Source organism: Hydrophilobacter chitinilyticus, from assembly GCF_049860745.1.
Classification (GTDB): Bacteria; Pseudomonadota; Gammaproteobacteria; order Burkholderiales; family Burkholderiaceae_C; genus Rhodoferax_B.
Genome location: NZ_CP187561.1, coordinates 4401958 through 4427735, shown reverse-complemented (window position 1 = coordinate 4427735; position 25778 = coordinate 4401958). Strand labels below are relative to the sequence as shown.

The window sequence follows — 25778 nt, the reverse complement described above, 5'->3', positions numbered from 1 at the left end:
GAGTAGCAGCCGCGTGAAATGACGGAAGGCGTCCCATGAAAACGAGCTACAAATTTTCCATGACGGCCACGGCGGCCGTCACTGTCACCAGCACCGCATTGGTTTTGGGTCTCAGCCTGGCCAGTGTCGGCGCGCAAGCTTCCGGCAATATGGCGGGCCAGTTGAATACGCAGATGGTGTTGCAGCCGGGGTGCTACATCAGCGGTGCCCCGAACGCGGGCAGCACCGGGGTGAACCTGGGCACTCTCGACTTTGGCGCACAGCCCAGCACTTTCGCTGGTGTGTTGACGACAGGTTCTACGGGGGGCGTAGGAGGCGCAGGGGTCACGCAGTTGGTGTGCTCGCCAGATATCACTTCGTTAACGGTGTCGGTCAGCGGCGGCAATAACGCGGGCCAAGGTGGTAGTGTGGGCACGGGTTCGCGTGCCATGAAACAGGGCAGCACCTATTTGCCTTACGAGGTGTACAGCGATGCCGCTCTTACCAACGCTTATCCGGTGAACGCGACAGGGCTTGGTGTGTCCCTGCCCGGTACTGGCGCACCCGTGACTTTGCCGGTGCATGGCCGTATCAACAAAACCAGCGGCAACGGTATGCCGGCGGGCACCTATGTGGATGTGCTGCAGGTCACGCTGAGTTGGTGAGCTGTCTTTGCCCGTTTTAACCCCAGACGTCCAACGGCGGGTCACCTGCCACAGCGCGCAGAATGTCGGAGCGCGAAACGAATCCGATCACGAAGCCTCGGTCGTCCACCACGGGTAAGCCGGGCAGGGCGGTGTCCAACAAGGCGCGGGCCACGCGGCGAATGTCGGTGTCGCCAGAGACGCTGGGCACGGGTGTCCACATCAGGCTCGAGACCGGCTGAGTCATCAACACATCCCAATCGGCGGGCGTAGAAACCTCCGAGTCTTCTGCGGCTGCGGCCGGGGTGGACGGAGGCACGCCAGCCGGAGCGTCCGCATCGGTCTCTGCACTGGCAATGGCGGCCGACACCCGGTGCGGCCGGAACAAGTCTGCACGCAGCAGCAAACCACACAAACGGTCGTCTTTGTCCACCACGGGAACTTGTCCGAGGTGTTTACGCGCGAGCAGCTTGGAGGCTTCTTCCAACGACATGTCCATCGACACGGTGACCGCTGGCTGGGTCATCAACTGGTCCACCCGTTCGAGCGGCTGGCGCGGCGTATCGGGCTGGCTGGTTTTCATGTAGGCCGAGACGGCGTTGCGTGCGGCGTCCAGCAGCGGGGCGGGAGGCGATGGTGCAGCCGTTGCGTCTTCTTGCGGTCGGGGCGTGCCGGGCGGGAGCAAAAACTTATCAGGGTTTTGCGGCAGATCCTGTTCGCTTGGCTCGATGCGCCGCAGGCGCGCCAGCGCAGTGACCTGTTCGATGTAGCGCAGTTGCTCTGCTGAACCGGTGTAGACCCGGCCGGTAACGCCATAGACCGAAAACATGTTCTTTCCTTCCTTGGCGGCTTACCGCACTGTCATTTCTAAGCCACTAGCCTTTAAGGTTTCACCAATTGGCAGCGCGAGGCCGCCGCCGCCAACACCCGGCCATCGGCGTCCTGCACCCAGCCGACCACGCCCAGCCGATCCGGGTTGGCGCCGGTGGGCACATTCAGCGGGCGTGACTCGATCAAGCGCAGCGCGGCTGATTTGGCCACCACGCCGTTGGCGTCTGTCGCCTTTTCGGCTTTTTCAGGCGCCCAGTCCAGCACAAGCGCATTGCGTGCCAGGCGGCGCTCGATGGGCGAGCCCTCGGCGCCGGCGGGCACGGTTTCGGTCAGCACCAGCCAGGCGGTCCAGGGCACGGCGCGGTTTTCTGCGGTGGTTTCTACAGGCGTTTTCGGCAGCGCAGGCAGCGGCTTGAGTTCAATGCTCGCGCCGATGTAGCCGCCCAGGGCCAGGCCATGCGCCACGCGAAGTTTGGCTGGGGGTGTTTTTGTTGGGGTTGATGCACCGGGGGCGGCCCAACTTTTGGGCGCTTGCACCGGGTGCTGCAGCAGCAAGGCCTCGTTGCTTGGCGGCTTGGTTTGCCCCAGGGTTTGCAAGCGGGTGTCGCCATCGCGCAGCGCGGCGGCCGAAAGCGGTGCCTCGTCGCCCTGGGGGCTGGGGGTGATCCAATCCAGCGCCAATGCCCGTGCGGGCAGCTTGGCCGTGACGGCAGGTGAGGGCGCGCCCCAGCATTTCTCGCAATCGGCGCTGATGAAGCGCTCCACCAGCACGGCGGGCGTGGGCTGGCCGTCGCTGGCGCACACCGGCGAGCGCACGTCCTGGGCGTGGGCGAGGTTGCCGACCAAGGCAGTTGTGACGGCAGCGAGGCGCAATGAGAGGAGCTTGGAAGTACGCATAAGCAAGGATATCAACTGCCCGCGCGCCAGGCACCGGGTGGGGGTTTCTACAATCGGCGTATGTTCTCAGCAAATCCACCCTCCCGCTCGTCCGGCGCCCCCGGTTTTTCAGAAAATTCGCCGCTGCTGAAGGGGCTGAACGAAGAGCAATTGGCTGCCGTCACGCTGCCTGCAGAGCACGCGCTGATTCTGGCGGGTGCCGGCTCGGGCAAAACCCGCGTGCTCACCACCCGTATCGCCTGGCTGCTGCAAACCGGGCAGGTGTCGCCCGGCGGCATTTTGGCCGTGACCTTCACCAACAAGGCCGCCAAGGAAATGATGACCCGCCTGGGCGCCATGCTGCCGGTGAACGTGCGCGGCATGTGGATTGGCACCTTCCACGGCCTGTGCAACCGCTTCTTGCGCGCCCACTACAAGCTGGCCAACCTGCCGCAGTCGTTCCAGATTCTGGACACCCAAGACCAGCTCAGCGCCATCAAGCGGTTGATGAAGCAGTTCAACATTGACGACGAGCGTTTTCCAGCCAAACAAACCCAGTGGTTCATCAGCGGCTGCAAAGAAGAAGGGCTGCGCCCGGCCATGGTGGAGGCGCGCGATGCTGAAGCGCGCAAGAAGGTCGAAATCTACCAGCTCTACGAGGAGCAATGCCAGCGCGAAGGCGTGGTCGACTTTGGTGAGCTGATGCTGCGCTCGTACGAGCTGCTGCGCGACAACGACCCGGTGCGTGAACACTACCAACGGCGCTTTCGCCACATCTTGATCGACGAGTTCCAAGACACCAACACGCTGCAATACGCGTGGATCAAAATGCTCGCCGGTTTCGGCCCCGAAGACATGGCTTCGGGTGCGGCCGAGCGCCACCAGCCTGGCAGCGTGCTGGCCGTGGGCGACGACGACCAAAGCATCTACGCCTTCCGTGGCGCGCGCGTGGGCAACATGACCGACTTTGTGCGCGAGTTCAAAGTCACGCGGCAAATCAAGCTGGAACAAAACTACCGCAGCGGCAGCAACATCCTCGATTCGGCCAACGCACTCATCAGCCGCAACAGCTCGCGCCTGGGCAAAAACCTGCGCACCGACCAAGGCCCCGGCGAGCCGGTGCGTGTGGTGGAGAGCAGCCGCGACTTTGACGAAGCGCAGTGGCTGGTCGATGAGGTGAAGCAACTGGTGCGCGACGACCACCCGCGCAAAGAAATTGCCGTGCTGTACCGCAGCAACGCGCAGAGCCGGGTGATTGAAACCGCGCTGTTCAACGCCGCCGTGCCGTACCGCGTGTACGGCGGCCTGCGCTTCTTTGAACGCGCTGAAATCAAACACGCGCTGGCCTACCTGCGCCTGCTGGAGAACCCGCGCGACGACACCAGTTTTCTGCGCGTGATCAACTTCCCGCCGCGCGGCATTGGCGCGCGCAGCCTGGAGCAATTGCAAGACGCCGCCCGCGAAGCCGGTTGCGCGCTGCACGACGCGGTGAGCACTTTGGGCGGCAAGGCCGGTGCCAACATGGGCGCCTTTGTGGCCAAGCTCGACGTGCTGCGCGAGCAGACCGACGGCGCCACGCTGCGCGAAATCATCGAGCTGGTGTTAGACCACAGCGGCCTGGTCGAGCACTACAAGGCCGACCGCGAAGGCGCCGACCGGCTGGAGAACTTGGCTGAATTGGTGAACGCCGCCGAAAGCTTTGTGTCGCTGGAAGGTTTTGGCCGCGATGCCGTGGCCTTGCCGGTGGACGAGCACGGTGGCGCTGCCGCAGCCATGTTGACTCAATCACCCGCCAGCCAAGGCCTGGACCCGAACGTGTCGCCTGCCGATCTGGCCCCCGGCTACATCGACCAAGACAGCGGCGAAACCTTATCGCCGCTGGCCGCGTTCTTGACCCACGCCGCGCTGGAGTCTGGCGACAACCAGGCCCAAGCCGGCCAAGACGCCGTGCAACTGATGACCGTGCACGCCGCCAAGGGCCTGGAGTTCGACTGCGTGTTCATCACCGGCATGGAAGAGGGCTTGTTCCCGCACGAAAACTCGCTGTCCGACCGCACCAGCCTGGAAGAAGAGCGCCGCCTGATGTACGTGGCCATCACGCGCGCGCGCAAACGCCTGTACCTGAGCTTCTCGCAAAGCCGCATGCTGCACGGCCAAACGCGTTACCACGTGCGCAGCCGCTTCTTTGACGAGCTGCCCGAAGGCGCGCTGAAGTGGATCTCGGCCAAACAACCCGGCTTTGGTTCGGGTATGGGCTCGGGTATGGGCGGTGGCAAGAGCGGCGGTTATGGCGGCGGCTCGGGCTCTGGTTGGGGCGGCGGATTCAGTGCTGGCAGCAAATCGTCGGGTTACGCTGGTGGTGGCGGTTTTCCTGCGCGGCCCCTCAAGGATGCACCCGACAACGGCGCCGGTCCCGTGCCGATGCAAAAAGCCGCGCCCGCACACGGCCTGCGTGTGGGCATGAAGGTGTTCCACAACAAGTTTGGAGAAGGCAAAGTCACCACGCTGGAAGGCACTGGCGACGATGCGCGCGCACAAATCAACTTCCCACGGCACGGCGTGAAATGGTTGGCGCTGAGTGTGGCCAAGTTGACGCCGGTGGATTGAGGTCGGGCTCGTCGTCCCCGCTAATGGGCGCCCACCCAGCCAATCCTTGTTGGCCGGGCTTCGCGCAACTACTTAGGTACAACCGCTAGCACGCGCGCCCCTCGGAGAGTCCACAGTTCGCACACAAATTGGTACAAAAAAAGTACCCTCCGAGTAGCGAGCGAAACGGTTTTATGCAAAGTAATAGATTTTTTAAGTGGCGTTTGACAGTCATCGCTATCGCCTGTGTCGTTGCTTATTACCTGCCCATGGGCGACGAGGATGGCGATCTCGCCAAGGACAACAGCACCGTTTCTGTGAAGTGCGCTACCGACGGCCAAGCCAAGGACGCCAAGAAAGCCTCTCGCACTTCCGAGTCGAATCGAGAGGATGAGTGTTCGCAAGTTTGATCAAGCTGGCGCCGGTGCATGGAGCACGTCGATGGGCGCCCACCAGCCCAACACTTGCTGCGGCGCTAGTTGGAAACGGTAGAAATTACCACCGCCGTTCGGCGGCTGGTCCCAACGCCGACTGATCGCTTCACCCGCCAAGTGGCAATACAGCAGCGTGCCCACGGCGCCGTGAGACACGATGGCGATGGTGCCGGTGGTGTCATCGGCTAACGCTATCGATTCCACCGCACGGCTGATGCGCGCCTGCGCGGCCGCAGCCGTCTCCCAGCCGCGCACCGACTCTTTCGGTTGGGCAAAGAACTGATCAGCCACTTTTTCAAACTCATCGGGCGGCAGAAAACCCGTAGCGGAACGGTCGTTTTCGCCTAGGTCGTGCACCGTGGTGTAGCCCAGCTTAAGGTGCTTCGCCAGAATCTCCGCGCCGTCGATGGCCTTTTGCTCGGTGCTGCAGTACACCGCCGAAATCTCGCGCACCCACGGTTGCGCCAATGAGGCTTGCATGCGCGCACGGCCCACACTCGACAGCGGCCATTGCGGCACTGGCACGGTTTGGCTGACCACCACATTCGGGTGGCTGATGAAGATGAGTTGGCGCAAGGTGACGAGTATTGGCGGCCACGTTGGCGCTAACCGGGGCAGGCGTGATCTCTAGCTCCGGTTAGCGAGCCCTTCCTTAAGCCTTTTCGGCTACTTTCTTGACCGCTTTTTTGGCGGGCTTTGCTGCTGCCTTCTTCACCGGCTTGGCTTTCGTCACCGGATTGCCTTCGGCCGCGCGCGCATCCTTCCACGCGTTCACATAACGTGGTGCCAGTTCAGCCAGATGCGCGCCAATTTCGCGGTAGGCGCTGTCAGGCAAGTTGGCCAACGACACGCGCACCGACCAGCGTGGGCCGCCGAAGCCGCCGCCGTCCATCAGCACGATGGAGAAGCGTTCGGCCAGGCGGAACAACACGTCTACCGGCTCGAAGTTGGCTTTCAGGTACTCGGCAAAGTCGGAGCCGTAGTGCGCTTCGGCCCAGACCATCAAGTCCAGCTCGACGTAGTAGCCGGCCTGGTGTGGAATCACGGGTTGCGGCAGGCCCAGGCCCTTCCACAAATCCTTCAAGCGGCGCTGCACGATGTTTTGTGTGAGCTTCTTGTAGCGGTTCTTTTTGTCGGCCAGCGCGAACAGCGAGAACAGTGCCATTTGGCACTGTTGCGGCAACGACAAGCCAGCCGTGTGGTTCAGCGCTACAGAGCGGCTGTCGGCCACCATGCGGTCGATGAACTTGATCTTCTCGGGTGTGAGCGAGATGGTGCTGTAGCGGCGGTTGAGTGCGCGTTGCTTGGCCGGTGGCAGCTCGGTGATCAGCCGGTCGAAGATGTTTTTCTCGTGGATGGCGATCACGCCCAAACGCCAGCCGGTGCAGCCAAAATACTTGGAGTACGAATACACGCCAATGGTGTTTTGCGGTACCTCGGCCATCAGCGAGCGGAAGTTGTCGACGAAGGTGCCGTACACGTCGTCGGTGATGACGATGAGGTTGGGGTTGTCGTTCTTCACGATGTTGGCCACACGCTTGAGCGAGCGTGGCGACATGGTGACCGAGGGCGGGTTGCTCGGGTTCACCAGGAAGAAGGCCTTGATGGTCGGGTCGCGCAGCTTGTCGATTTCAGAGTCCGGGTACTGCCACACATGGCCGCCTTCCTTGCTCATGCTGGCGGAGGCATCGATGCGCACCACCTTGAACGAGTAGCGCTCGAGTTCCGGAATCTCGATGTACGGCGTGAACGTCGGCACGGCCAGCGCCACGGTGTCGCCGCGCTTGAGCAGGCCGTTGGTCTCCAGCGAATCGAAGATGTAGCACATGGCCGCCGTGCCGCCTTCCACCGCAAAGATGTCGAACTTGCCGCGCGGCGGCTTGTTGTCGCACATCTCCTGGTCGATGTAGGCCTGCGCCACTTTTTCGGTGTGCACCAGCATGCGGTCGGGTACGGGGTAGTTGTCGCCGATGATGGCGTCCACCAGTTCATGCACAAAGGCATCGGCGTCAAACTTCAGCTCGCGTATGCCGTAGTTCACCATAGTGCCCAGCGCTGCGGCACCCGGCGTTTTGGCGTGCGCTTTGAGGTAGGCCGTGAGGCGTTTGGCAATGCCTTCTTTGCCGGGCATGCCGCCCAGATCGGGGCCGGTCCACACACGTTCCGATTCGGTGATGGCAAATTGGCCCAACAGAAAGAATGCGTTGCGCGGCGTGGTGGCAATCCAGTTGGGGTTGCCGCGCCCGGCGTTCAGCAGCGCATAGTTGCCTTGGCGGGCGTTTTCGTCAGACAGTTTGATGAGTTCGTCTTTTAGCTCGAACGGGCTCAGCGACAACAACCCGCGCTGCGTGGCGCGGCTGGACTTGAGTGGGCGCAGGCGTTGGGCGCTGGCAGGTATCTTTTTGGTAGCCATGGTTTCTCCTCGAATGGTTCTAGGGGTGAAAACGATTGATAGGTGGATGTGAAGGGTCAGGCGAGGCCGACGATCAGTGGGCCCAGCAGCGTGAGCAGCACGTTGGCCAGCGCGTAGGTCACGGCAAACGGTACGGTGGGCACCGAGCTACCGGCTTTACCCAGAATTTCGCCAAAGGCAGGGTTGGCGCTGCGCGAGCCAGACAGGGCACCGGCCAGCACAGCGGCGTTGTCGTAGCGCAAAACGTAGCGGCCAAACAGCATGGTCAAGATCAGCGGCACCACGGTAACGACGACGCCCAGTACAAAGATCAGCGCGCCGCTGGTCTTGATGGTCTCTACCGCTTGCAGGCCAGAGTTCAAGCCCACGATGGCGACGAACGAGGCCAGGCCGAAGTCGCGCAGCAGGGCACCGGCTTCGCTCGGCATGGCGCCAATCATTTGGTGCTTGGAGCGCGCCCAGCCAAACAGCAGACCCGACAACAACGCGCCGCCGCCCGAGCCCAGCGTGAGCGGAATGCCGCCCACGTGCGCCACCAGCATGCCCACCAGCAAGCCCACCAACACGCCCAGGCCCATGTAGACGAAGTCGGTCTTGCCGTCTTCGGCCAGCGGGTAACCGGCGGCCTGCACGGCGCGCGCGGTGTCGCGGTCAGAACCGTAGAAGGTGATCACGTCGCCATGTTCCACCACCGTGCTGGGCAGCACGGGCAGCGGTTGGTCGGCACGGGTGATGCGCTGAATGTAGAGGCCGTGTTTGAGTTCGCGGTCCACCGCTTGGCGTACTTCGGCAATGGTTTTGTGGTTCATGCCTTTGCGCGTGAACACGGCTTTGCGCGAGTGCATCACAAAGCTCAGGCTGTCGGACTCGGGCAGCTCGGTGCCAATGCGGCCGGCCAGGTCGACCACGCTGTCGCGGCGGCCCACCACCAAAATTTCGTCGCCGGTTTGCAGCAGGTCGTCGGGCTTGGGGTCGAGGACTTCGGTGCCACGACGCAGGCGTTCGATGGTGAAGTTGTCGCCGCCGGTGCCTTCCACTTGCTGCACCGTTTTGCCGCCCAGGTGCTCCACGCGGAAGATGCGGCCCACCAACGCAGGCAAGGCCGCCGACTGGCCAGGGCCGAGCTTGGGCGCGCCGCCCGACAGCTTGGCTTCTACCTCGAGCGAGGCGGTGCGCAAGTCTTTGCCCATGAACTTTTCGAGCACGTTGACGCAAATCAAAATGGCGCCAAACGAGCCGAAGATGTAGGTTACCGCGTAGCCCACCGCCACGTCGGCCTGCATGCGTTTGGTTTCCTCGGCCGACAGGCCCAGTTGTGCAATGGCGTCACCCGCCGTGCCGATGATGGCCGACTGCGTCATGCCACCGGCGGCCAGGCCCGCTGCCAGGCCCTTGTTGAGCCCGAACAACCGCGCCACCACCAGCACGGTGACCAGACCGGCCAGCGCCATGAACACGGCCAGCGCAATTTCACGCAGGGCTGTGCGGTTGAGTGAGTTGAAGAATTGCGGGCCGCTGTCGTAACCCACGGCGTAGATGAACAGCGCAAACATGATGGACTTGACGCCGTTGTCGATTTGTACGCCCACCTGGCTGATGATCACCGCCGCAATCAGCGAACCGGCCACGCCGCCAAATTGGAACTTGCCGAACTTGATCTTGCCGAAGGCGTAGCCCGCCGCCAGCGACAAGAACAACGCCGCCTCGGGTGACTTCTGAAAGATGCTGTGTAACCACTCCATAACTTCTCCTTGAAATGTCGGTGCGGCCCCCGGAGGCTTGGCACTGTTGAGATTCGGATGAAATGCGAGTTCAGTGCACTGTGGCCGAAGCCAGCGCAACCAGAATGGGGCCCGCCAACGGCAGCAGCACATTGGAGATGGCGTAGGTGACGGTGTAGCCAATCATCGGTGTGCTGTTGCCAGCATCGCTGACCAGTGCACTGATGGCGGGCGTGCTCACGTGTTGGCCCGCAATGGCGCCGAGCAGAATGGGCGTTTCTATTTTCAAGAAGCGGCCGATCAACAGCGAAACACAGGCGGGAATCAGTGACACGCCAATGCCCATCAGCGGCAGCTTCCAGCCGTATTGCTGAATGAGGTGAATGGCATCGGGCCCGGCCGCCAAACCCACCGACACAATGAAGGTGGCCAGGCCAAACTCTTTCAAAATTTCTGCCGCCGACGAGGGCAGTGCGCCCAGCACCGGCCAATGCGCGCGCGCCCAGCCGAAGAGCAGGCCCGAGACCAGGCAGCCGCCGCCGGTGCCCAGCGTCAGCTCTGCGCCACCTAGGTGCAGGCTCAGCGCGCCCACGGCCATACCGCACAAAATACCCAGTCCCAGCATCACGAAGTCGGTTTTGTTGTCGGCCGCAGCGCGCAGCCCCAGGGCTTCGGCGGCAGGGGCGACGGCGCGTTCTGCACCATACAAGGTGAGCACATCGCCGCGCTGCAAAACGCTGTGCGGCAGGGCAGGCAAATGTTGCCCGGCACGGGTGAGTCCGGTGATCCACACACTGCGGCGCAGTTGCGGATCGGCCTGTTCGCCCAGTTGACGAATGGTCAGCCCGTGGGCTTGCTTCAGCGTCAACACCACTTGCTGGTAGACCAGGGGCACGCCCAAAGGGTTGGCCGCAATCTCGTCGCCCAATTCGGCCGAGGCGGCAATGACCGCCGCGCGGCGGCCCACCAGCAAGAGTTCATCGCCGGCTTCAATGCGGGTGTCATTCGACGGCGCGAGCAAGGCGCCCGCACGGCGTATGCGTTCAATGCTCACACCAAAATGGTAGCGGCTTTCAAAGCTGCCGACCGTACTGCCCACCAGTGGGCCGGGGTGCGAGAGGCGGCCCACAATGGCGGGCGCTGCAGGCGTGGTGCCGGCTTGTGGCTCATGCTCGCCACTCATGTTTTCCCAGAGCTTGCTGGCTTCCGCGCGCAGGTTGATCTTCAGCAGCCACGGCACCACTTGTGTGGTAAAGATGACGATGGACACCAGCCCGAACAGGTAGGTCACGCTGTACGTGGTGGCCACGTTCGATTGCAAGCGTGCAATTTCCTCAGCGGGCAAGGCCAGTTTCGAGATGGCCTCGCCAGCCGTACCGACGACGGCAGATTCGGTGGCGGCACCGGCCATCAAACCGGCCGCGGTGCCAATGTCCAGTCCAAACCACCACACGCCGGACAAGGCCAGCAGGGTCACGACGACGGCCTCGACAAACGACAACATGCCCACACGCCAGCCGCGTGCAATATTGGCGAAAAACTGTGGGCCGCCGGTAAAGCCCAGGGCAAAGATGAACAGGGCGAAGGCAACGTTCTTCAAGTCGGCAGGCAAACGCACGCCGGTTTGGCCCAGCAGCAGAGCGATCAACAACGAGCCGCAAATGCCCCCCAGCTTGAACTGGCCAAAACGAATGGCCCCCACCGCAAAGCCAGCAGACAGGCAAATGAAGAGGGCGATTTCGGGGTGTGAGCGCAGCAAGGCGGAGAGGTTACCGAGCATCGATGTGCCCCGGCTTGTGTTTGATCAAGCGCTTGGTCTTTCGCCGCGCGTGCGTTGCAAAAGCTTGCTGCAGATGTCCCATCCCACCATCCTTTCGCGCGCCAGAGGGCGACAACGTATGGCTGCGTTGACTGCATGGCTCTAGCCACAGTCGAGATTGGCTGGCAGTCGCCGGGAAGCAAGTTCCCGGCTGGTTGGCTAGCCTGTTGTGTGAACCTGACGCTGTGTTGTTGTGAACACAAACTATTGCACATGATTCACGATATGGCGTGATGGGTCAAGCCGTGTATGCGCCGTGACCTTAGCGCAACAACGGCTCACACCTGTGAGGCTTACGAGGTGGGGCTTGACTTCTAGTCGCCTTTTCTCCGTCATCGCGACTGTCACATAGCTTTCATTTAGCTTTCGTACGCTCTCGGCTTTTGCAACAACGATTGAGTACGACACGATGAATAAGAGAGTGGACATTTCCAGCACCGGTTTTGCGCACGACGAAATCGACCAGAACAACTCCGGCAATGAGACGTTTCAACACGTTCTGCAAGCCCGCTTGAGCCGTCGTGGCTTGTTGCGCGGTGGTGTCGGCACGGCCGCCACGGCCGTGATGGGCAGTTTGGGCCTGAGCGCCTGCGGCGGCGGCGGTGGTGATGGTGACGGCGGTGTGTTGAACATCGAGACGCCAAACTACCTGAGCAAGCTGGGTTTTGCTGCAGTGCCCAAGAGCCTGGCCGACCTGGTGGCCGTGCCCGCAGGCTACACCGCCAGCGTCATCTACGCGCTGGGCGATCCTTTGAACGCGGCCACGCCAGCCTACAAGAATGACGGCAGCGAAGCCGACTTCGACAACCGCGCTGGCGACCACCACGACGGCATGGAGTACTTCGGACTGAACGCAGCCGGTACCGCGCGCCAGGAAAACTACTCTAACCGCGGCTTGCTGGTGATGAACCACGAAGCCATTACCGACCAGTTCCTGCACGTCAACGGCACCACCTCGGGCACGCGTCCAGCCAGCGAGTCATACAAGGAAATCACGGCCCACGGCATTTCCATCATTGAAGTGGCGAAGAACAGCGCCGGTGCCTTTGCCACTAACAACAATTCGGCCTTCAACCGCCGCCTCACCCCGCTGACGGCGTTGACGTTGTCGGGCCCGGTCAAGGGTAATGCCCTGGTCAAGACGGTGTACTCCAAAGACGGCAACACTGCACGCGGCACCATCAACAATTGCGGCACGGGTGTGACGCCTTGGGGCACCTACCTCAGCGGTGAAGAAAACTGGGCCGGCTACTTCACCCGTAGCAGCACCGACAACACCGCACGTGGTGGCGCCACCGCGCGTAGCGTGGTGTCGCTCAACCGCTATGGCCGCGCTGCGGGTGGCGCCAGCCGCCACGGCTGGGAAACGTCGGGCACTGACGATATTTACAAGCGCTGGAACATCAGCCAGACCGGCACTTCCACCGACGGCACTGACGACTATCGCAACGAGCTCAACACCTTCGGCTACATCGTCGAAGTGGACCCCTACGACAAGACTGCCGCCGTGCGCAAGCGCACCGGCCTGGGCCGTTTTGCCCACGAAAGCGCTTCGTTTGCCACGCCCGTGGCCGGCAAGCCGCTGGTGGTTTACATGGGTGACGACTCGCAAGGCGAGTACATGTACAAGTTCGTCTCGGCCACCAACTGGGTGGATGCTGACTCTTCCGCCACCAACCGTATTGCCATCGGCGACAAGTACCTCGATAGCGGCAAGCTGTATGTGGCCAAGTTCGCCGCCGACGGCAGCGGCACCTGGATTGAACTGAGCATCACCAACAGCGCGATCGCCGCTTACGCCACCTACAAGTTTGCCGACCAGGCTGACGTGTTGGTGAACGCTCGCCTGGCTGCTGATGCCGTGGGCGCCACCAAGATGGACCGCCCCGAGTGGTGCGCCGTGCACCCGCAAACCGGCGAGGTGTACTACACGCTGACCAACAACAGCAACCGCAAGATCGACGCCGCCACGGGTCAGTTCACGGTGGACGCCCCCAACCCACGCGCCTACCAAGACGCGAAGATTGGCGGCACGCTGGGCGCGGCTGGCAACATCAACGGCCACATCATCCGCACCAAAGATGCGGGCGCAAACCCTGCGGCCACCACCTTCAACTGGGACGTGTACCTGTTCGGCGCCGAAGCCGGCGCTGACGCCAGCAAGATCAACTTGTCGGCCCTGACCAACGACCAGGACTTCTCCAGCCCTGACGGCATCTGGTTCAGCCAAAAGACCGGTCTGTGCTACATCCAGACCGACGACGGTGCCTACACCGACGTCACCAACTGCATGATGCTGATTGGCGTGGCTGGCAAAGTGGGCGACGGTGCCAAAGCCACGTTGTCGTACACCAAGGCCGACGGTTCGGCGCTGACAGTTGACACCTATGTGGGTGCCAAGCCCGCAGCCGACCAACTGCGCCGCTTCCTGGTGGGCCCTAAGGATTGTGAAATCACCGGCTGCACGGAAACGCCTGATGGCAAAGCGGTGTTCGTGAACATCCAGCACCCAGGTGAAACCATCACCAAGGCCAACATCGGCGACAGCTCCAAGTTCCTGAGCCACTGGCCAGGCAGCATTGGTTATGGCGCTGGTGGGGCGTTGGCCCGTCCACGTTCTGCCACGGTGGTCATCACCAAGAACGACGGTGGTTTGATCGGTAGCTAAGCCACTCGGCTAGTTCAATAAAAAGGGGCGACACCGCGAGGTGTCGCCCCTTTTTGTTTTGGCTCGATGGCTTAGGCTGCGAGGTAGGCGGGCGTAGCGCTCGACAGGCTGGCCTTTACCTGGCGTGTCATGTCGTCGCCCAACACTTCTTCCTGGTTGGCTTCCAGCGCATCAAAAGCCTGGCGCACCACTTCTTCTGGCGTGAGCTTGGGCGCATCAATGCCCTGGGTCAGGTCGGTATCAACAAAGCCCATGTGCAAGCCGGTCACCAGCGTCTTTTGTTCGCGCAGTTCGTGGCGCAGGCCGTTGGTCACGGCCCAGGCAGCCGATTTGCTGGCGCCGTACACACCGAGCAGGGGGCGGTTGATCCAACTGGCAATCGACAGTACGTTCAAGATCGCGCCGCCGCCGTTCTTTGCCAACGCTGGGGCAAAGGCTTGGGTCACCTGGATGGGGCCGATCACATTGGTTTCCATATGGCGGCGTACCGATGCCACGCTGCCTTCGGGCAAGAAGCCGCCGAAGTCGGCAATGCCAGCGTTGTTGATGACGATGGTGACGTCGTTAGCGGCGGCCGCTGCCTCGGCCAGTTGCTCGGGCGAGGTCACGTCCAGCTTGATGGCTTGCACACCCGGCAGCGTGACGCTGGCGGGGTTGCGTGCACCGGCGTACACCTTGGCCGCGCCGCGCTTCAGCGCTTCTTGCGCGAACGCCAGGCCAAGGCCGCGGTTGGCGCCAGTGATCAGGATGACGGCATTTTCGATCTTCATGGTGAGTCCTTCAGTTGCGTTTACGCGAGTCGCGTAGTGGTTTAAATAATATGATGTTCATCATATATGCGGTGAAAAAAATGCAGCGGTAGATGCCTTGATATTGCGTCGACATTGACCGCTGCGGTGTTTTTTTAGTGGGTTGCTTTTGTGGCTTGAGCGATTGGCTTTTGGCCGAAGGTGTTCAGCAGCATGTTGCGGCTGGCTTCCAGCACCGCGCGGCCTTGGGCGTTGGGGCCGAGCGCACGCGCCAGTTGCACGGCGCCCACCAGCGTGCTGGCCACGGCGGGCGCGCTGTCGGGTGCGGCGCCTGCGGGCAACACCTGCTGCACCAGTTCCACCAGGCTTTGCACGCGCTGGGTGGAGGCATTGCGCACGATGTCGGCTTGGCGCGGAATCTCGGAGGCCAGGGCCGAAACAGGGCAGCCGCACTCGGTGGCGTTCAGGTGCTGTTCTGACAAATATGACTCGACCAGTGCTTGGAACGGGTCGACCCCTTTGGCGCGGCGCAAGGCTGTGCCCTGGGCGATGTTGGTGGCGCTGGCGCGGCCGGCGTATTCAACGGCTTCGGCCAGCAGGGCGTCGCGCGACGAGAAGTGGGCGTAGAAGCCGCCGTGTGTCAGGCCGGCTTCTTTCATGATGTCAGCCACACCCACGCCGTGATAACCCGAGCGGCGAATGGCGCGCGCAGCCACTTCCAGAATGCGCTCGTGCGTCTGTTCCTTGCGGCTCATAGGGATGTCGGCGGAGGTGTTCATCGGCGTCTCACTTTCATCTTGTTTGTATGATGATCGTAATATTAATCCGCTTTGTCGAAGTTGTCAAACATCGGCCAACACGCCGTCGCCGGGGTGGCGCACCCTATGCACCATCTGCACCACTTGCGGCTGGTCCACCATGACACAGGTTTTGCCGGTGCGCTTGCAATGGTCTTGCACACGCCAGTAGGCGCCGTGGCTCAGGCAGCCGGTTTGGCAGATCACCAGGTCGGCGGCGATAAGGCTGGCCTCCAGCACGGCCAGGTTCTCTGTATCGGCGGTGGCGTAAGACAGCACTTGGCCACCCGCCGACTCCACCACTTGCCGTGCGGCCACGGCGTGCTGCGTGTCGCCCAGGCAGAGCACCGACTTGTTGTGCAACTCGCGCGGGGTCAGTGGTTGGGGTGGGGGCATGTATGACGGCTTGGCGCTGTGCCACTGCCAATGCAGGCGTTCGCGCATCAGGCTTTGCACGCGTTGCTTCAGCAGGTCGACACGTTGGGCCAACACCGCGCGTTTGGGCAGGCCGGGAATGCTGGCGTGCAGCGCGGCATGGTCTTCGCGCGCCAGGGCGAGCGCCGTGTCGCGCTGGATGACGGCCGCGCGCAACCGCATTTGCTCGGCCTGCAGCTTGGCCACCTCGGCGCGTAGGGTGGCCACGGTGTGGCTGCAGCGCTCTTGCACACGCGCGTACTGGCGGCTCAGGGCGATGTATTCGCCCAACAAATCATCAAAGTTTTCCAGACTGGCTGTCATGCTTGCGTCCATCAGAGTGGAGATGGATGCATCTTAGATGAGAATAGTTCTTATTTTTAAGAAGATGTTCTGCGGCTGCTCCCGAGACCCCAGCAGGCGGCGCTGGGGGATCAGCATTTAATGCCTCTAGCACCGACTGGAAAAGCGTGAAGTGCTCTCGAAAAGAGAGCGGTTTACGAATGGAATTTACGCGGGCTTACGCTTGTAGGTCACGAAGCTGAAGGCCAAACCCGTGCTCGACACGTGGGCTTCGCTTGCCACGGCCTGCCATTCAACGCCTAGCTTCGGCGCGAAGGCGTCGCCTTCGAAGTCGGCGGCGATCTCGGTCACCACCACCGATTGCGCCAGCGGCAAGGCTTGCGCGTAGATCTCGGCGCCGCCAATCACCCATGCATCGGCGCCGGGTGTGCACAGCGCGCAAGCGGCTTCAATCGACGAGGCTACCAGGGCACCCGGCGAAGACCAATCGGCCTGCCGCGTCACCACAATGTTGGCCCGGCCGGGCAGCGGGCGGAACTTGGGTGGCAGCGAATCCCAGGTCTTGCGCCCCATGATGACCGGGCAGCCGAGGGTGGTGCGCTTGAAGTGCGCCAGGTCTTCGGGCAGGTGCCAGGGCAGTTGGTTTTGCCGGCCAATGACACCATTGGCGGCGCGGGCGTAGATCAGGTGAAGTTGCATGCGCCGAATTTTAGGGTGTTGGTTCCCAGCCACCGCCGAGTGCCAAGAACAGCTGCACTTGGTCATCAGCTAACTGCGCTTCGCTGGCTGCCAATGCGGCCTCGCTGGTGGCCAACGAACGTTCGGCGTCCAACGATTCCAGGTAGCCCACTTTGCCCCCGGCATACATGCGTCGCGCTTGTTCGGCCACGATCTTGGCTTCGTCTCGCGAGGCTTGCAGGGCAGCCTTGCGGTCGAGTTCATGGGCGTAGCCGGAGAGGGCGGTTTCGGTTTCGCGCAGCGCGGCCAGCACGGTGCCGTCGAACTTGGCCAGGGCCATGCGGGTGCTGGCTTCGTTTTGTGCGATGCGGGCGTCGACCACGCCGGTGTTGGGGAGCGTCCACGAGATCAGTGGGCCCAGGCTCCAGGCCAAGGTGTCGCGCTGGCCAAAGCCGCTCCCCAACCCCGCTGACGAGGCCGACAAGCCCAGCGTCACCTTGGGGTAACGGTCGGCCATGGCCACGCCGATGCGCGCGGTGGCGGCAGCGGCTTCGCGTTCGGCTTGGCGCAGGTCGGGCCGGCGGCGCAGCAGGGCCGCGCCGTCACCCACCGGAATAGCGCCGGCCACTTGCGGTGGTGTGGTGCAGTTGGTGGCCTCAGAACTGAAGGCTTGTGGCGCGCTGCCGGTCAACGTGGCCAGGCGAATCAAGGCGCTTTGGCGTTGGGCTTGCAGTGGCGGCACGGCGGCTTGCAATTGCTGTAACTGGCTGCGCGCGCGCGGCAGATCGAGCGTGCCGGTGCGGCCAGCTTGTTGCAGGCGTTCGGTCACTTCCACCGCGCGCTGCTGTAATTGCACCGACTGGTGTGCGCTCTCCAGGCGCAGCCCGGCCGAGCAGATTTCGGCATAGGCGCGCGCGGTGCTGGCGGCCACGCTCACACGGGCCAAGTCCAGCGCGGCGGCGGTGGCGAGCGTGGTGTCGTGCGCGGCTTCGCTGGCACGTTGCAACTGGCCGAACAGGTCGATCTGGTACGACACCGAGCCGCCCACGCTGTAGTGGAAAGCATCGGGCGGCTCGTAGCCGGGCTTCAGCACCGACAAGCCAGACGAGTGGCCGAACGTAGGGCCACCGTTGACGTTGATGCTTGGTTTTTGCGCGCCGGCCACTTCGATTTCCATCGCCTGCACACGTTCAAGATTGGCTGCGGCTTGGCGCAGGTCGGTGTTGTGTGCCAGGGCTTGGGTGACCAGGGTGTCGAGCGTGGCGTTGTTGTACAGGCGCCACCAGTGGGCGGGCAGCGGCTCTTGGCTATAGGGTTGGGCGAGGGCGGCATCAGCAGAAGCCGCTTGGCCTTGTGTGCCGATGAAGGGTTTGCTGGCGGCCGGTTGAGCGGCCACGGCATCGGCGGGCAATTGGTAGTTGGGGCCAATGGGGGTGCTGGAGCAGGCGGCCAATAAGGCGGCCAGGGCCACGGCTGAAAGCGGCCGCAGCAAATTCAAAGTGACGGTTTCCATGATTGATCAACCTTCTCTTCAAACCTTCTTGCCACCGCTGGCGTCCATCGCCAGCGGCGCTTGCACCGGCACGGTGTTGCCCGTGCGTGCGTCTTCCAGCACCTGCACCGTCACGGTTTGGCCGGCCACCAGGTGTGTGCCTTGTGGCAACGGGTCGAGCTTCACGCGGATGGGCACACGTTGGGCCAGGCGCACCCAGTTGAAGGTAGGGTTGACGTTGGGCAGCAGGTTGGCGCTGGTGGAGCGGTCGCGGTCGGCAATGCCAGCGGCGAAGCTTTCCACGGCGCCTTCCAGAATGACGTTGTTGCCCATGGTGGTCACACGCACGCGGTCGCCGAGGTGGATGCGCGGCAGCTTGGTTTCTTCAAAGTAGCCTTCCACGTAGAGCGAGTTTTCATCGACCAGGGCCAGGGCTGGGTGGCCCGACGTGGCGTAACTGCCTTCGCGCAGTTCGAGGTTGGTGATTTGCCCGGCGGTGGGCGCGCGCACTTGGGCTCGCGCCAGGTTAAGTTGTGCGCTGTCGAGTGACACGGTGGCTTGCGCTACGGCGGCGCGGGCTTGCTCCACACGCGACTGCGTTTGCTCGCGTGCCTCTTGCGAGATCAGCGTGCCAAGGTCGGCGTTGCGGCTGGCTTCACGCTGGGCTTGGGCCAGCACGGTGCGCTGCGAGGCCAGGCCAGCTTGCGCTTGACGCACGGCAAGTGCATAGCGTGCGCGGTCGACTTCAAACAACAGCGTGCCGGCGGCCACTTGCTGGTTGTCTTGCACGGGCACGGCGGTGACCAGGCCGGTGACGTCGGGCGCAATTTGCACGATGTTGGCGCGCACGCGGCCGTCACGCGTCCACGGGGCCAACTCGTAGTGGTCCCACAGGCGGAACCCGGCCCACACGGCGGCCACGGCCACGCCGGTGGTGATGAGCACGGGGATGATGCGTTGAGCGCGTTGCTTCAAGGCAGAGGATGAGGCAGGGGTTGCGGACTTCATTTCAGACTCACTTCAAAAAAACGGTGACTTGCGACAGGCCATACAGCACCAACAGGTACAGCGCCATGTCGAACAAAGAGGGGTGCCACACCCAGCGGTAAAAACCGGTGGCGGCCAACAGGCGGCGTACCAGCCACATGGCCGGCAGCGCGCCAGCGGCGAGCAGCATGATCCAGGGCAGGTAGAGCCCAAAAAAACTGGTTTCACCAATCATGTGGTGGCTCCTTGAATAACAGGCACGGGCATAGGCGCAGCCACGGGAGTGGTCAGCGCGGCGGCCTCGGGAAACAGATTGCGGCGCATGCCCACCAGCGCGCTGATGGCTGCGCGTTGCGCGGTCGAGATGCTGCTGGGCGCGGCCAACGCGCGGGTGAGAGATGCGTCAATTCGCTCCAGCAATGCAGGTGGGTTGTCTACCGTCTGGGTGGCGCTGCGTTGGCGGAAGGTTTGGGCGAGTTCGCTCATCAGCGCGTGGCCGGCATCGGCACCAAAGAAGGTGCGTGCACGTTGCAGGGCCACGATGTCGGCGCCCACGCGCAGGTCTTGCAAAGCGTCGGCCGACACACCCGTCACGGTGCCACCGGCGGCGGCGATGCGTGGGGCCAGCAGCGAGGTGCGGTCGAGCATGCGCGCGGCATAGGTTTCGGCTTGGGCGGGCAGGCCAGGCGCAGCGGCCATGTCGGCCAGTTCGCGCCAGGTGGCGCGCTGGATGCGGCGTGCACTCCAGTCGACACCTACCGAGCGCATCAAGCTGGTGGTGCGCGAGGCCACCACGATGCCCAGCACTTGGCCAATCATCGAATTGGCAAAACTCACCAGGTCCGCCGTAGCGGTGTCGTGCATGGCCAAGGCCGTGGCCACACCAAACACGATCGGCATGGCTTTGCCGGCGGTGGTAGGGCGCGCCACATAACAACCCAGCAGCACAAACACCGGCGCACACACAAGCACCAGCATGCCAAAGTCATGCACCACCGGCAGCAAAATCAGCACGTAGACGGCGGCCAGCGGCACCGACCACAGCGTGTATTTCAAGAAGCCGTGGATGGCCGGCACAGGGTCGTCCATCGACGCGAAGAAGCTGCAGAACACTGCCGCCATCATCACCGCAGCAGAGCCACCGGGCCAGCCGGTCAAGATCCAGAAGGCGCTGCACAAACACACGGCAATCACCGCCGCCAGGGCAGACAACAGTGCCATGCCACGGTCGCGGTGCATGGCTTCCTTGCCCAGCGTTTCCATGCGGTTGGAAGGTTGCAGGCGGCCGCTCAAACCGGCGTCTACTTCACCGCGCAGCGCCACGCAGTCTTGCCAGCCGGTGACCAGTTCTTCCAGGCGCTCGGCCAAAGCCAGGCGCAGTGCGCGCGACCAGGGACTGAGCGTCAAACCTTCGGCCACACCAGCGTGGCGAATGGCTTCGAGCAGAGGGGCGGAGTCTGCTGTCGTTTTGGCATTGAGCGACTGCAACCACTGTGCGACCTGGCTCAACACGGCGGTTACATCAGGGGCGAGTTCGCCTTCGGCTTCTTGCAATGCGGCCAAGCGGTCTTCGACCGCCGACAGCGCAGGCGTGAGCCCGGCAATGCGGTCTTGCACACCGCGCACGGCGCCCACCGTCCAGCGAAAGTGGGTGGTGTCAAACGGGATGTGCGTGGACAACAAACGCAGTTGTGTGATGTCAGCGGCCACGCGGCGGCGGTCGGCGCTGAGTTTGGTGGGGTCATTGGTTGAGCCTTCGCTGGCTGCGACAGGTTGCACCAGATCGAGCAACCACTTGCGTGCGTCGCCCAACGCGCGGTCCAGCAGGCCCAGCACCGATGGGCCAATGCTCACCGGTAGTACCAGGCTGTGCACGATGGTGGCGGCCAGAATGCCCAGGCCAATTTCTTCGACGCGGGCGATGCCGGTGTCAAAAATTTGCAGTGGTGTGTCCACCGACGGAAAGCCGATGAGCGCGGCGGTGTAGCCCGCCAGCATGAACACATAGGACCGCGGCGTGCGGTCCTGTAGCGAGAAGTACAGGCAGATGCCCAGCCACAGCGCCAACGCCAGGGTCAGCAACTCGGGGGCGTTCGACAGGGCGGGAATCAGCATCACGGCGGCGGCGCAGCCGACCAAGGTGCCCAGAAAACGGAACAGCGCCTTGGAGCGCACCGCCCCCGCCAACGGGCTGGCGACCACGTAGGTGGTCATCAGTGCCCAGAAGGGGCGTGGCTGGCCGGAGCGGCTGGCGGCATACATGGCCAGCATGGCGGCGGCAAAGGCCTTGAGGGAGAAGAGCACTTCCGCGCGACTGAAGCGTGGCAGTGACAGGGTGGGGACCTTCATGCCGAGTCGTCCTTGCGCGCACCCACGGCATCGGCCAGGGCCCAGGCCGAAGGCGCACAGCCCAGGCGTTCACGCAGTTGGCCAAATACGCGTAGACAGGTTTCCAGATCTTCATCGGCAATGCCGTCGTACAGCGTGTGGCGCATGTCCATCAGCGCCGATTCGATTTGTGCGGCGGCCTGCGCGCCGGAAGCGGTGAGGTGCAGCGTTTTGGCGCGGCGGTCGGCCGGGTCTTCGCGGCGGTCGATAAAGCCCATTTGCTGCAGTTGGTCCACCGAGCGCGCAAGCGATGGGCCTTCGATGTTCAGGAGGTCGGCCAACACGCCTTGGCGCAGGCCGTCGCCTTGGCGGCCAATCATCACCAGCGGCCAGGCGAGCGCCTGCGACAGGCCCACGTGGGCAACCGCCTGGTTGGCGATGGCGCGGTAGCTGCGCTCCAAAACGGGTAGTGACGTGCCCAGAGACATCATCACCGCTTCCCGGCGGGTGCGTTGGTTTCGTTTGGTGGCCATTTCATACCTTCAATATTAGATAGCAAGCTTGCTAATATTGTAATCCAGGAAGAAATTTCTTGCTGGCGGCCAGGTTGTCGACAAAAGAAACGCCCCACGGTGTGTGCTCACGTTTTCACGTGGACACACGCCGTGGGGCGTTTGGGTGGATCTTCGGAAACAGGCTAGCGCGACTCGGCGCGCCGTCGATCAGACCGGCTGCTTGGTGGTGCGCAGGTAAGGCTTGATGGTCTTGAAGCCGGGGAACGATTTTTCGGCTTCTTCGTTGGTCACGGCGGGGGTGATGATCACGTCATCGCCATGCTTCCAGTTCACGGGCGTGGCCACCTTGAACTTGGCGGTCATCTGCATGGAGTCGAGCACACGCAGGATTTCGTCGAAGTTGCGGCCCGTGGTCATCGGGTAGGTCAACATCAGCTTGATCTTTTTATCAGGGCCGATGATGAAGACCGAGCGCACGGTGGCGTTGTTGGCGGCAGTGCGGCCATCGGCGCCAACTTCTTCGGCGGGCAGCATGTTGTAGAGCTTGGCCACGGCCAGGTCGCTGTCGCCAATCATCGGGTACTTGACGGCTGCGCCTTGGGTTTCTTCAATGTCCTTGGCCCATTCGCCGTGGCGTGCCACGGGGTCGGCGCTCAAGCCGATCAGCTTGGTGTTGCGCTTGGTGAACTCGGGCTCGATCTTGGCCATGTAGCCCAGTTCGGTGGTGCACACCGGCGTGAAGTCTTTGGGGTGCGAGAACAGAATGGCCCAGCTGTCGCCAATCCAGTTGTGGAAGTCGAGTTTGCCGTGCGTGGTGTCGGCGGTGAAGTTAGGTGCAGTGTCGTTGATGCGAAGGGACATGGTGATCTCCAGTGGTGAAAAAGAGGTGAAAGTGGCGGCAGTGTCTTTGGGCAGACGGACAGTGTCTGTGATGAAGGTTACACAGCATTCAAAAGGGCAAAGAAATCAGAGACTGGCCAAGCGCCGCAGCGCCATGGCGTCTACCACCTCGATGCGCTCGCGGCCTAGCCGTACCCAGCCTTGATCGGCAAAATTTTTCAGCAAGCGGCTGACGATCTCGCGCAGGCTGCCAAGTTCGTCGGCCAGCGCCTGGTGTGTGGTCTGGATGGGGCTGGGCCGGGCGGTGAGGGCGGTGGCCAGTCGCTGGTCGAGTTTTTGAAACGTCACGGCAGACACCAGTTGCAGCAGATCGGACAGCCGCTCCGAGAAACGGCTGAACACGTGTTCTCGAAACGATTCGAGGTTGGAGAACAGCACGCGAAACGCAGCCGGCGGCAGCACCACCAATTCAAGATCCTCCTGCACCAGGCAGCGCGCTTGGTAGTTGGCGCGCCCCAGCAGGCAACTGCTGGTGAGGATGCACGCCTCGCCCGGCAGCACATAGTAAAGGTGCAGTTCCCGCCCGTTGGGTGCGGCCTTGATCACACGGGCGCTGCCCGACAGTAGCAGCGGGAAACCCATGCAGGGCTGGTTCTCATCAAACATCATCGCCTGGGCTGGCACCTTCATGTAGGTGGCGCCGGCAAGCAAATCGTCGAGCGTATGGGCTGGCAAGTCGGCCAGCATGGGGTAGGTTTGAAGGGTGAGCGCTTTGGTGGCGGCGTCGATCATGTGTGTTCCTTTGGGCGAGTGGCCAGCGGCTGGCCGGGGTGGGGCGACACCATGTGCATGTCTTCCGGGCGCGACAGAGCCTCCAGCATGCGCCAAAACGCATCCAGATCGGCCTGCGGCAGGGCCAGGTGTGCTTGCCGGATCACGTCGTACTGGCGCGCACGCAGCACGGCCAGCAGGGCGTAACCCTTGTCGGTGAGAAAGTGGTGCCGCACGCGCCGATCCGTCTCCGAGTAACGCTGCTCGATAAGGCCCAGCGCCACGATCTTCTGCATGGTGCGCGACAGCGCCTGGTTGGTGATGCGCAGGCCGAACAGCAGCTCGCCAACGTTGACCCCGGGCTTGATCTGCGCGAAGCTGAGCACGCGGTGGTGTGGGCGGCTGAGTTCGTACTCCACCAACACTTTGTCGGCTGCATCGGCCATTTCCATGTGGGCAAAGAACACCAGCTCCAGCGTGCGGGCGAGCGCCAGGTCGGTGCTGCGCCAGTCTGCGTTTGAACTCCGTTGACGTGTGCGAGGCGTGGCGATGGCGGTCATGCGCTGCCCCCTTTTTGCCGCAACGCAGTGGTGCGTTGCGCGCGTGGCACGCCATCACAGCACGGCTGTGCTGCGACGGTGATGGCCGACAGTGTTTGAGAAAACGCGTGCATCGTTCAGAGCTGCGCCGTTTGAGCGGCGTGATCGAAAAAATCGAAAAATTCGATAAAGGTCGATAGGATCGGCTCGCGAATATATCAACAAAGTTGTTGTATTTCCAGCCTTTCTGTGCACGGCTGCGCCAGCCGATACGGGTACGCCAAAACGGCCGTATCGGCGAAGCAGGAGAACGGCGAAATGCCGCGAAATATCGAGATAAGGCCGACGCCAGCGCGGCCGGCTTGGCTTAAACGGCCATCGGCGCGGTCAGCGGCGCGTGGTGTTGGTAGCCTTCGAGCGTGAAGTCGCTGGGCTCCACTTTCTCCAGCCACTCGGGGGCGTAGATGCCTGTTTCGGCATAGCTTGGAATGCGCGCGTTCAGCACCAGTTGCGGTGCCGCGAAGGGCTCGCGCTTCAACTGCTCTTGCAGCATGTCGACGTGGTTTTCGTAGATATGCGCGTCGCCAATGAAGTAGGTAAACCAGCGTGGCTTGTAGCCCGTGAGGCGCGCCACCAGGTGGAGCAAGGCTGCGCCCTCGGTCAAGTTGAATGGTGTGCCCAGGCCCACGTCGTTACTGCGGATGTAGAGGCAAATCGAGATTTCGCCCTTGGCCTTGTTCACCAGAAATTGGTAGAGCAGGTGGCAGGGTGGCAGCGCCATTTCTTCCAGTTGCGCCCAGTTCCAGCCGTGGAACAGGATGCGGCGGCTGCCGGGGTCTTTGATGATGGTGTCCAGGCACTGGCGCAGTTGGTCGATGGCCTTGTAGAGCAGCACTTGCGCGCCGCCGCCGTTCGGGTCTTCAAACGATGAAATCAACTGGTAGCCGCGTGCCAGCGCATCTTCGATTTGCGCGGTGGCATCGGCCTGCAGCACTTTGTAGGCCGGCCAGTTGCGCCACTGCACGCCGTATACCGGCCCGAGGTCATCCTCTTGCAGCCGGTAGGGGTTGGCCAGCCACTGCTGGTTTTCATTGGCGTTTTGATCCCACACCTTGCAGCCCAGCGCGCGAAACTCGGCCGCGCTGCGCGAGGCGCGCAAGAAACCCACCATTTCGCCCACGGCTGTTTTGAACGCCAGCTTTTTGGTGGTGACGGCCGGAAAACCTTCCTGCAAGTCAAAGCGCATCATCGCGCCGGGCAGGCTCAGGGTGCGCACGCCGGTGCGGTTTTCTTGCCAACTGCCGTTGTCGAAGATGTTCTGGACGAGATCGAGGTACTGTTTCATGAGGGCGCTTTCTCCTGGAGCGGTATCGTAAGGTAGGCGGGATAACCTG

At 62.8% G+C, this 25778-nt stretch carries 22 protein-coding genes; 3 read left to right on the top strand and 19 right to left on the bottom strand.

All coding sequences use genetic code 11. The features are described 5' to 3' along the window. Positions 1-35: 35 nt before the first annotated feature. Complete coding sequence (locus ACPWMG_RS19695) at positions 36-644, top strand: Csu type fimbrial protein (RefSeq protein ID WP_483301178.1); 609 nt, start codon at positions 36-38, stop codon at positions 642-644. A gap of 16 nt (positions 645-660) precedes the next feature. Here the strand turns inward: ACPWMG_RS19695 and ACPWMG_RS19690 are convergent, their stop codons facing one another. Together ACPWMG_RS19690 and ACPWMG_RS19685 are read right to left on the bottom strand one after the other, a co-directional pair. Then, positions 661-1452 (bottom strand): CBS domain-containing protein, encoded by a 792-nt coding sequence (locus tag ACPWMG_RS19690; RefSeq protein WP_483301177.1) that lies wholly within the window; start codon positions 1450-1452, stop codon positions 661-663. Positions 1453-1505: 53 nt separating this feature from the next. After that, on the bottom strand, positions 1506-2327 hold the full coding sequence (locus tag ACPWMG_RS19685) for a hypothetical protein (protein WP_483301176.1): 822 nt from the start codon (positions 2325-2327) through the stop codon (positions 1506-1508). Positions 2328-2411: 84 nt separating this feature from the next. On the opposite strand from ACPWMG_RS19685, the gene ACPWMG_RS19680 reads away from it, so the two are divergent. Continuing rightward, positions 2412-4937, top strand: a complete 2526-nt coding sequence (locus ACPWMG_RS19680) for a UvrD-helicase domain-containing protein (RefSeq protein ID WP_483301175.1) — start codon at positions 2412-2414, stop codon at positions 4935-4937. Positions 4938-5326: 389 nt separating this feature from the next. On the opposite strand, the gene ACPWMG_RS19675 is transcribed toward ACPWMG_RS19680, so the two are convergent. From ACPWMG_RS19675 to aspT (ACPWMG_RS19660), 4 genes are all read right to left on the bottom strand, one after another. Then, on the bottom strand, positions 5327-5926 hold the full coding sequence (locus ACPWMG_RS19675; RefSeq protein ID WP_483301174.1) for a histidine phosphatase family protein: 600 nt from the start codon (positions 5924-5926) through the stop codon (positions 5327-5329). A 76-nt stretch (positions 5927-6002) separates the two neighbouring features. Further along, on the bottom strand, positions 6003-7763 hold the full coding sequence (locus tag ACPWMG_RS19670; protein WP_483301173.1) for a bifunctional aspartate transaminase/aspartate 4-decarboxylase: 1761 nt from the start codon (positions 7761-7763) through the stop codon (positions 6003-6005). Positions 7764-7819: 56 nt separating this feature from the next. Continuing rightward, complete coding sequence (gene aspT / locus ACPWMG_RS19665; RefSeq protein ID WP_483301172.1) at positions 7820-9505, bottom strand: aspartate-alanine antiporter; 1686 nt, start codon at positions 9503-9505, stop codon at positions 7820-7822. 70 nt (positions 9506-9575) lie between these two features. Next, the gene (gene aspT, locus ACPWMG_RS19660; protein WP_483301170.1) at positions 9576-11264 is read right to left on the bottom strand and encodes an aspartate-alanine antiporter; all 1689 of its coding nucleotides are present in this window, start codon (positions 11262-11264) and stop codon (positions 9576-9578) included. Between the two features lie 448 nt (positions 11265-11712). Here aspT (ACPWMG_RS19660) and ACPWMG_RS19655 point away from each other — a divergent pair, with 448 nt between their 5' ends. Continuing rightward, positions 11713-13971 (top strand): PhoX family protein, encoded by a 2259-nt coding sequence (locus ACPWMG_RS19655; protein ID WP_483301169.1) that lies wholly within the window; start codon positions 11713-11715, stop codon positions 13969-13971. Between the two features lie 71 nt (positions 13972-14042). Here ACPWMG_RS19655 and ACPWMG_RS19650 read toward each other — a convergent pair whose 3' ends face one another. The 13 genes from ACPWMG_RS19650 to ACPWMG_RS19590 form a co-directional block, all read right to left on the bottom strand. Further along, positions 14043-14741: an SDR family oxidoreductase gene (locus ACPWMG_RS19650; protein WP_483301168.1), complete on the bottom strand. Its 699-nt coding sequence runs from the start codon at positions 14739-14741 to the stop codon at positions 14043-14045. A 134-nt stretch (positions 14742-14875) separates the two neighbouring features. Then, entirely contained in the window at positions 14876-15499 is a 624-nt protein-coding gene (locus ACPWMG_RS19645; protein WP_483301167.1) for a TetR/AcrR family transcriptional regulator, read from the bottom strand. 63 nt (positions 15500-15562) lie between these two features. Beyond that, positions 15563-16255: a DUF2325 domain-containing protein gene (locus ACPWMG_RS19640; RefSeq protein ID WP_483301165.1), complete on the bottom strand. Its 693-nt coding sequence runs from the start codon at positions 16253-16255 to the stop codon at positions 15563-15565. Positions 16256-16441: 186 nt separating this feature from the next. Beyond that, complete coding sequence (locus tag ACPWMG_RS19635; RefSeq protein WP_483301164.1) at positions 16442-16933, bottom strand: dihydrofolate reductase; 492 nt, start codon at positions 16931-16933, stop codon at positions 16442-16444. Positions 16934-16943: 10 nt separating this feature from the next. Continuing rightward, complete coding sequence (locus ACPWMG_RS19630) at positions 16944-18425, bottom strand: efflux transporter outer membrane subunit (protein WP_483301163.1); 1482 nt, start codon at positions 18423-18425, stop codon at positions 16944-16946. 18 nt (positions 18426-18443) lie between these two features. Continuing rightward, positions 18444-19412 carry an efflux RND transporter periplasmic adaptor subunit gene (locus ACPWMG_RS19625; protein ID WP_483301162.1) on the bottom strand — a complete coding sequence of 323 codons (969 nt, stop codon included), beginning with the start codon at positions 19410-19412 and terminating at the stop codon, positions 18444-18446. 7 nt (positions 19413-19419) lie between these two features. After that, complete coding sequence (locus ACPWMG_RS19620; protein WP_483301161.1) at positions 19420-19626, bottom strand: DUF1656 domain-containing protein; 207 nt, start codon at positions 19624-19626, stop codon at positions 19420-19422. Beyond that, entirely contained in the window at positions 19623-21740 is a 2118-nt protein-coding gene (locus tag ACPWMG_RS19615) for an FUSC family protein (protein WP_483301160.1), read from the bottom strand. The genes ACPWMG_RS19620 and ACPWMG_RS19615 overlap by 4 nt, the downstream gene beginning before the upstream one ends. Then, entirely contained in the window at positions 21737-22252 is a 516-nt protein-coding gene (locus ACPWMG_RS19610; protein ID WP_483301159.1) for a MarR family winged helix-turn-helix transcriptional regulator, read from the bottom strand. Before ACPWMG_RS19610 ends, ACPWMG_RS19615 begins: the two co-directional genes overlap by 4 nt. A 189-nt stretch (positions 22253-22441) precedes the next feature. After that, on the bottom strand, positions 22442-23095 hold the full coding sequence (locus ACPWMG_RS19605; protein ID WP_483301158.1) for a peroxiredoxin: 654 nt from the start codon (positions 23093-23095) through the stop codon (positions 22442-22444). Positions 23096-23200: 105 nt separating this feature from the next. Beyond that, positions 23201-23866 (bottom strand): Crp/Fnr family transcriptional regulator, encoded by a 666-nt coding sequence (locus tag ACPWMG_RS19600; protein ID WP_483301157.1) that lies wholly within the window; start codon positions 23864-23866, stop codon positions 23201-23203. Beyond that, a complete protein-coding gene (locus ACPWMG_RS19595; protein WP_483301156.1) occupies positions 23863-24405 on the bottom strand; it encodes a MarR family winged helix-turn-helix transcriptional regulator in 543 nt (180 codons plus the stop codon). The genes ACPWMG_RS19600 and ACPWMG_RS19595 overlap by 4 nt, the downstream gene beginning before the upstream one ends. A gap of 346 nt (positions 24406-24751) precedes the next feature. Continuing rightward, positions 24752-25729 carry a thymidylate synthase gene (locus tag ACPWMG_RS19590; RefSeq protein WP_483301155.1) on the bottom strand — a complete coding sequence of 326 codons (978 nt, stop codon included), beginning with the start codon at positions 25727-25729 and terminating at the stop codon, positions 24752-24754. Positions 25730-25778 lie beyond the last annotated feature (49 nt).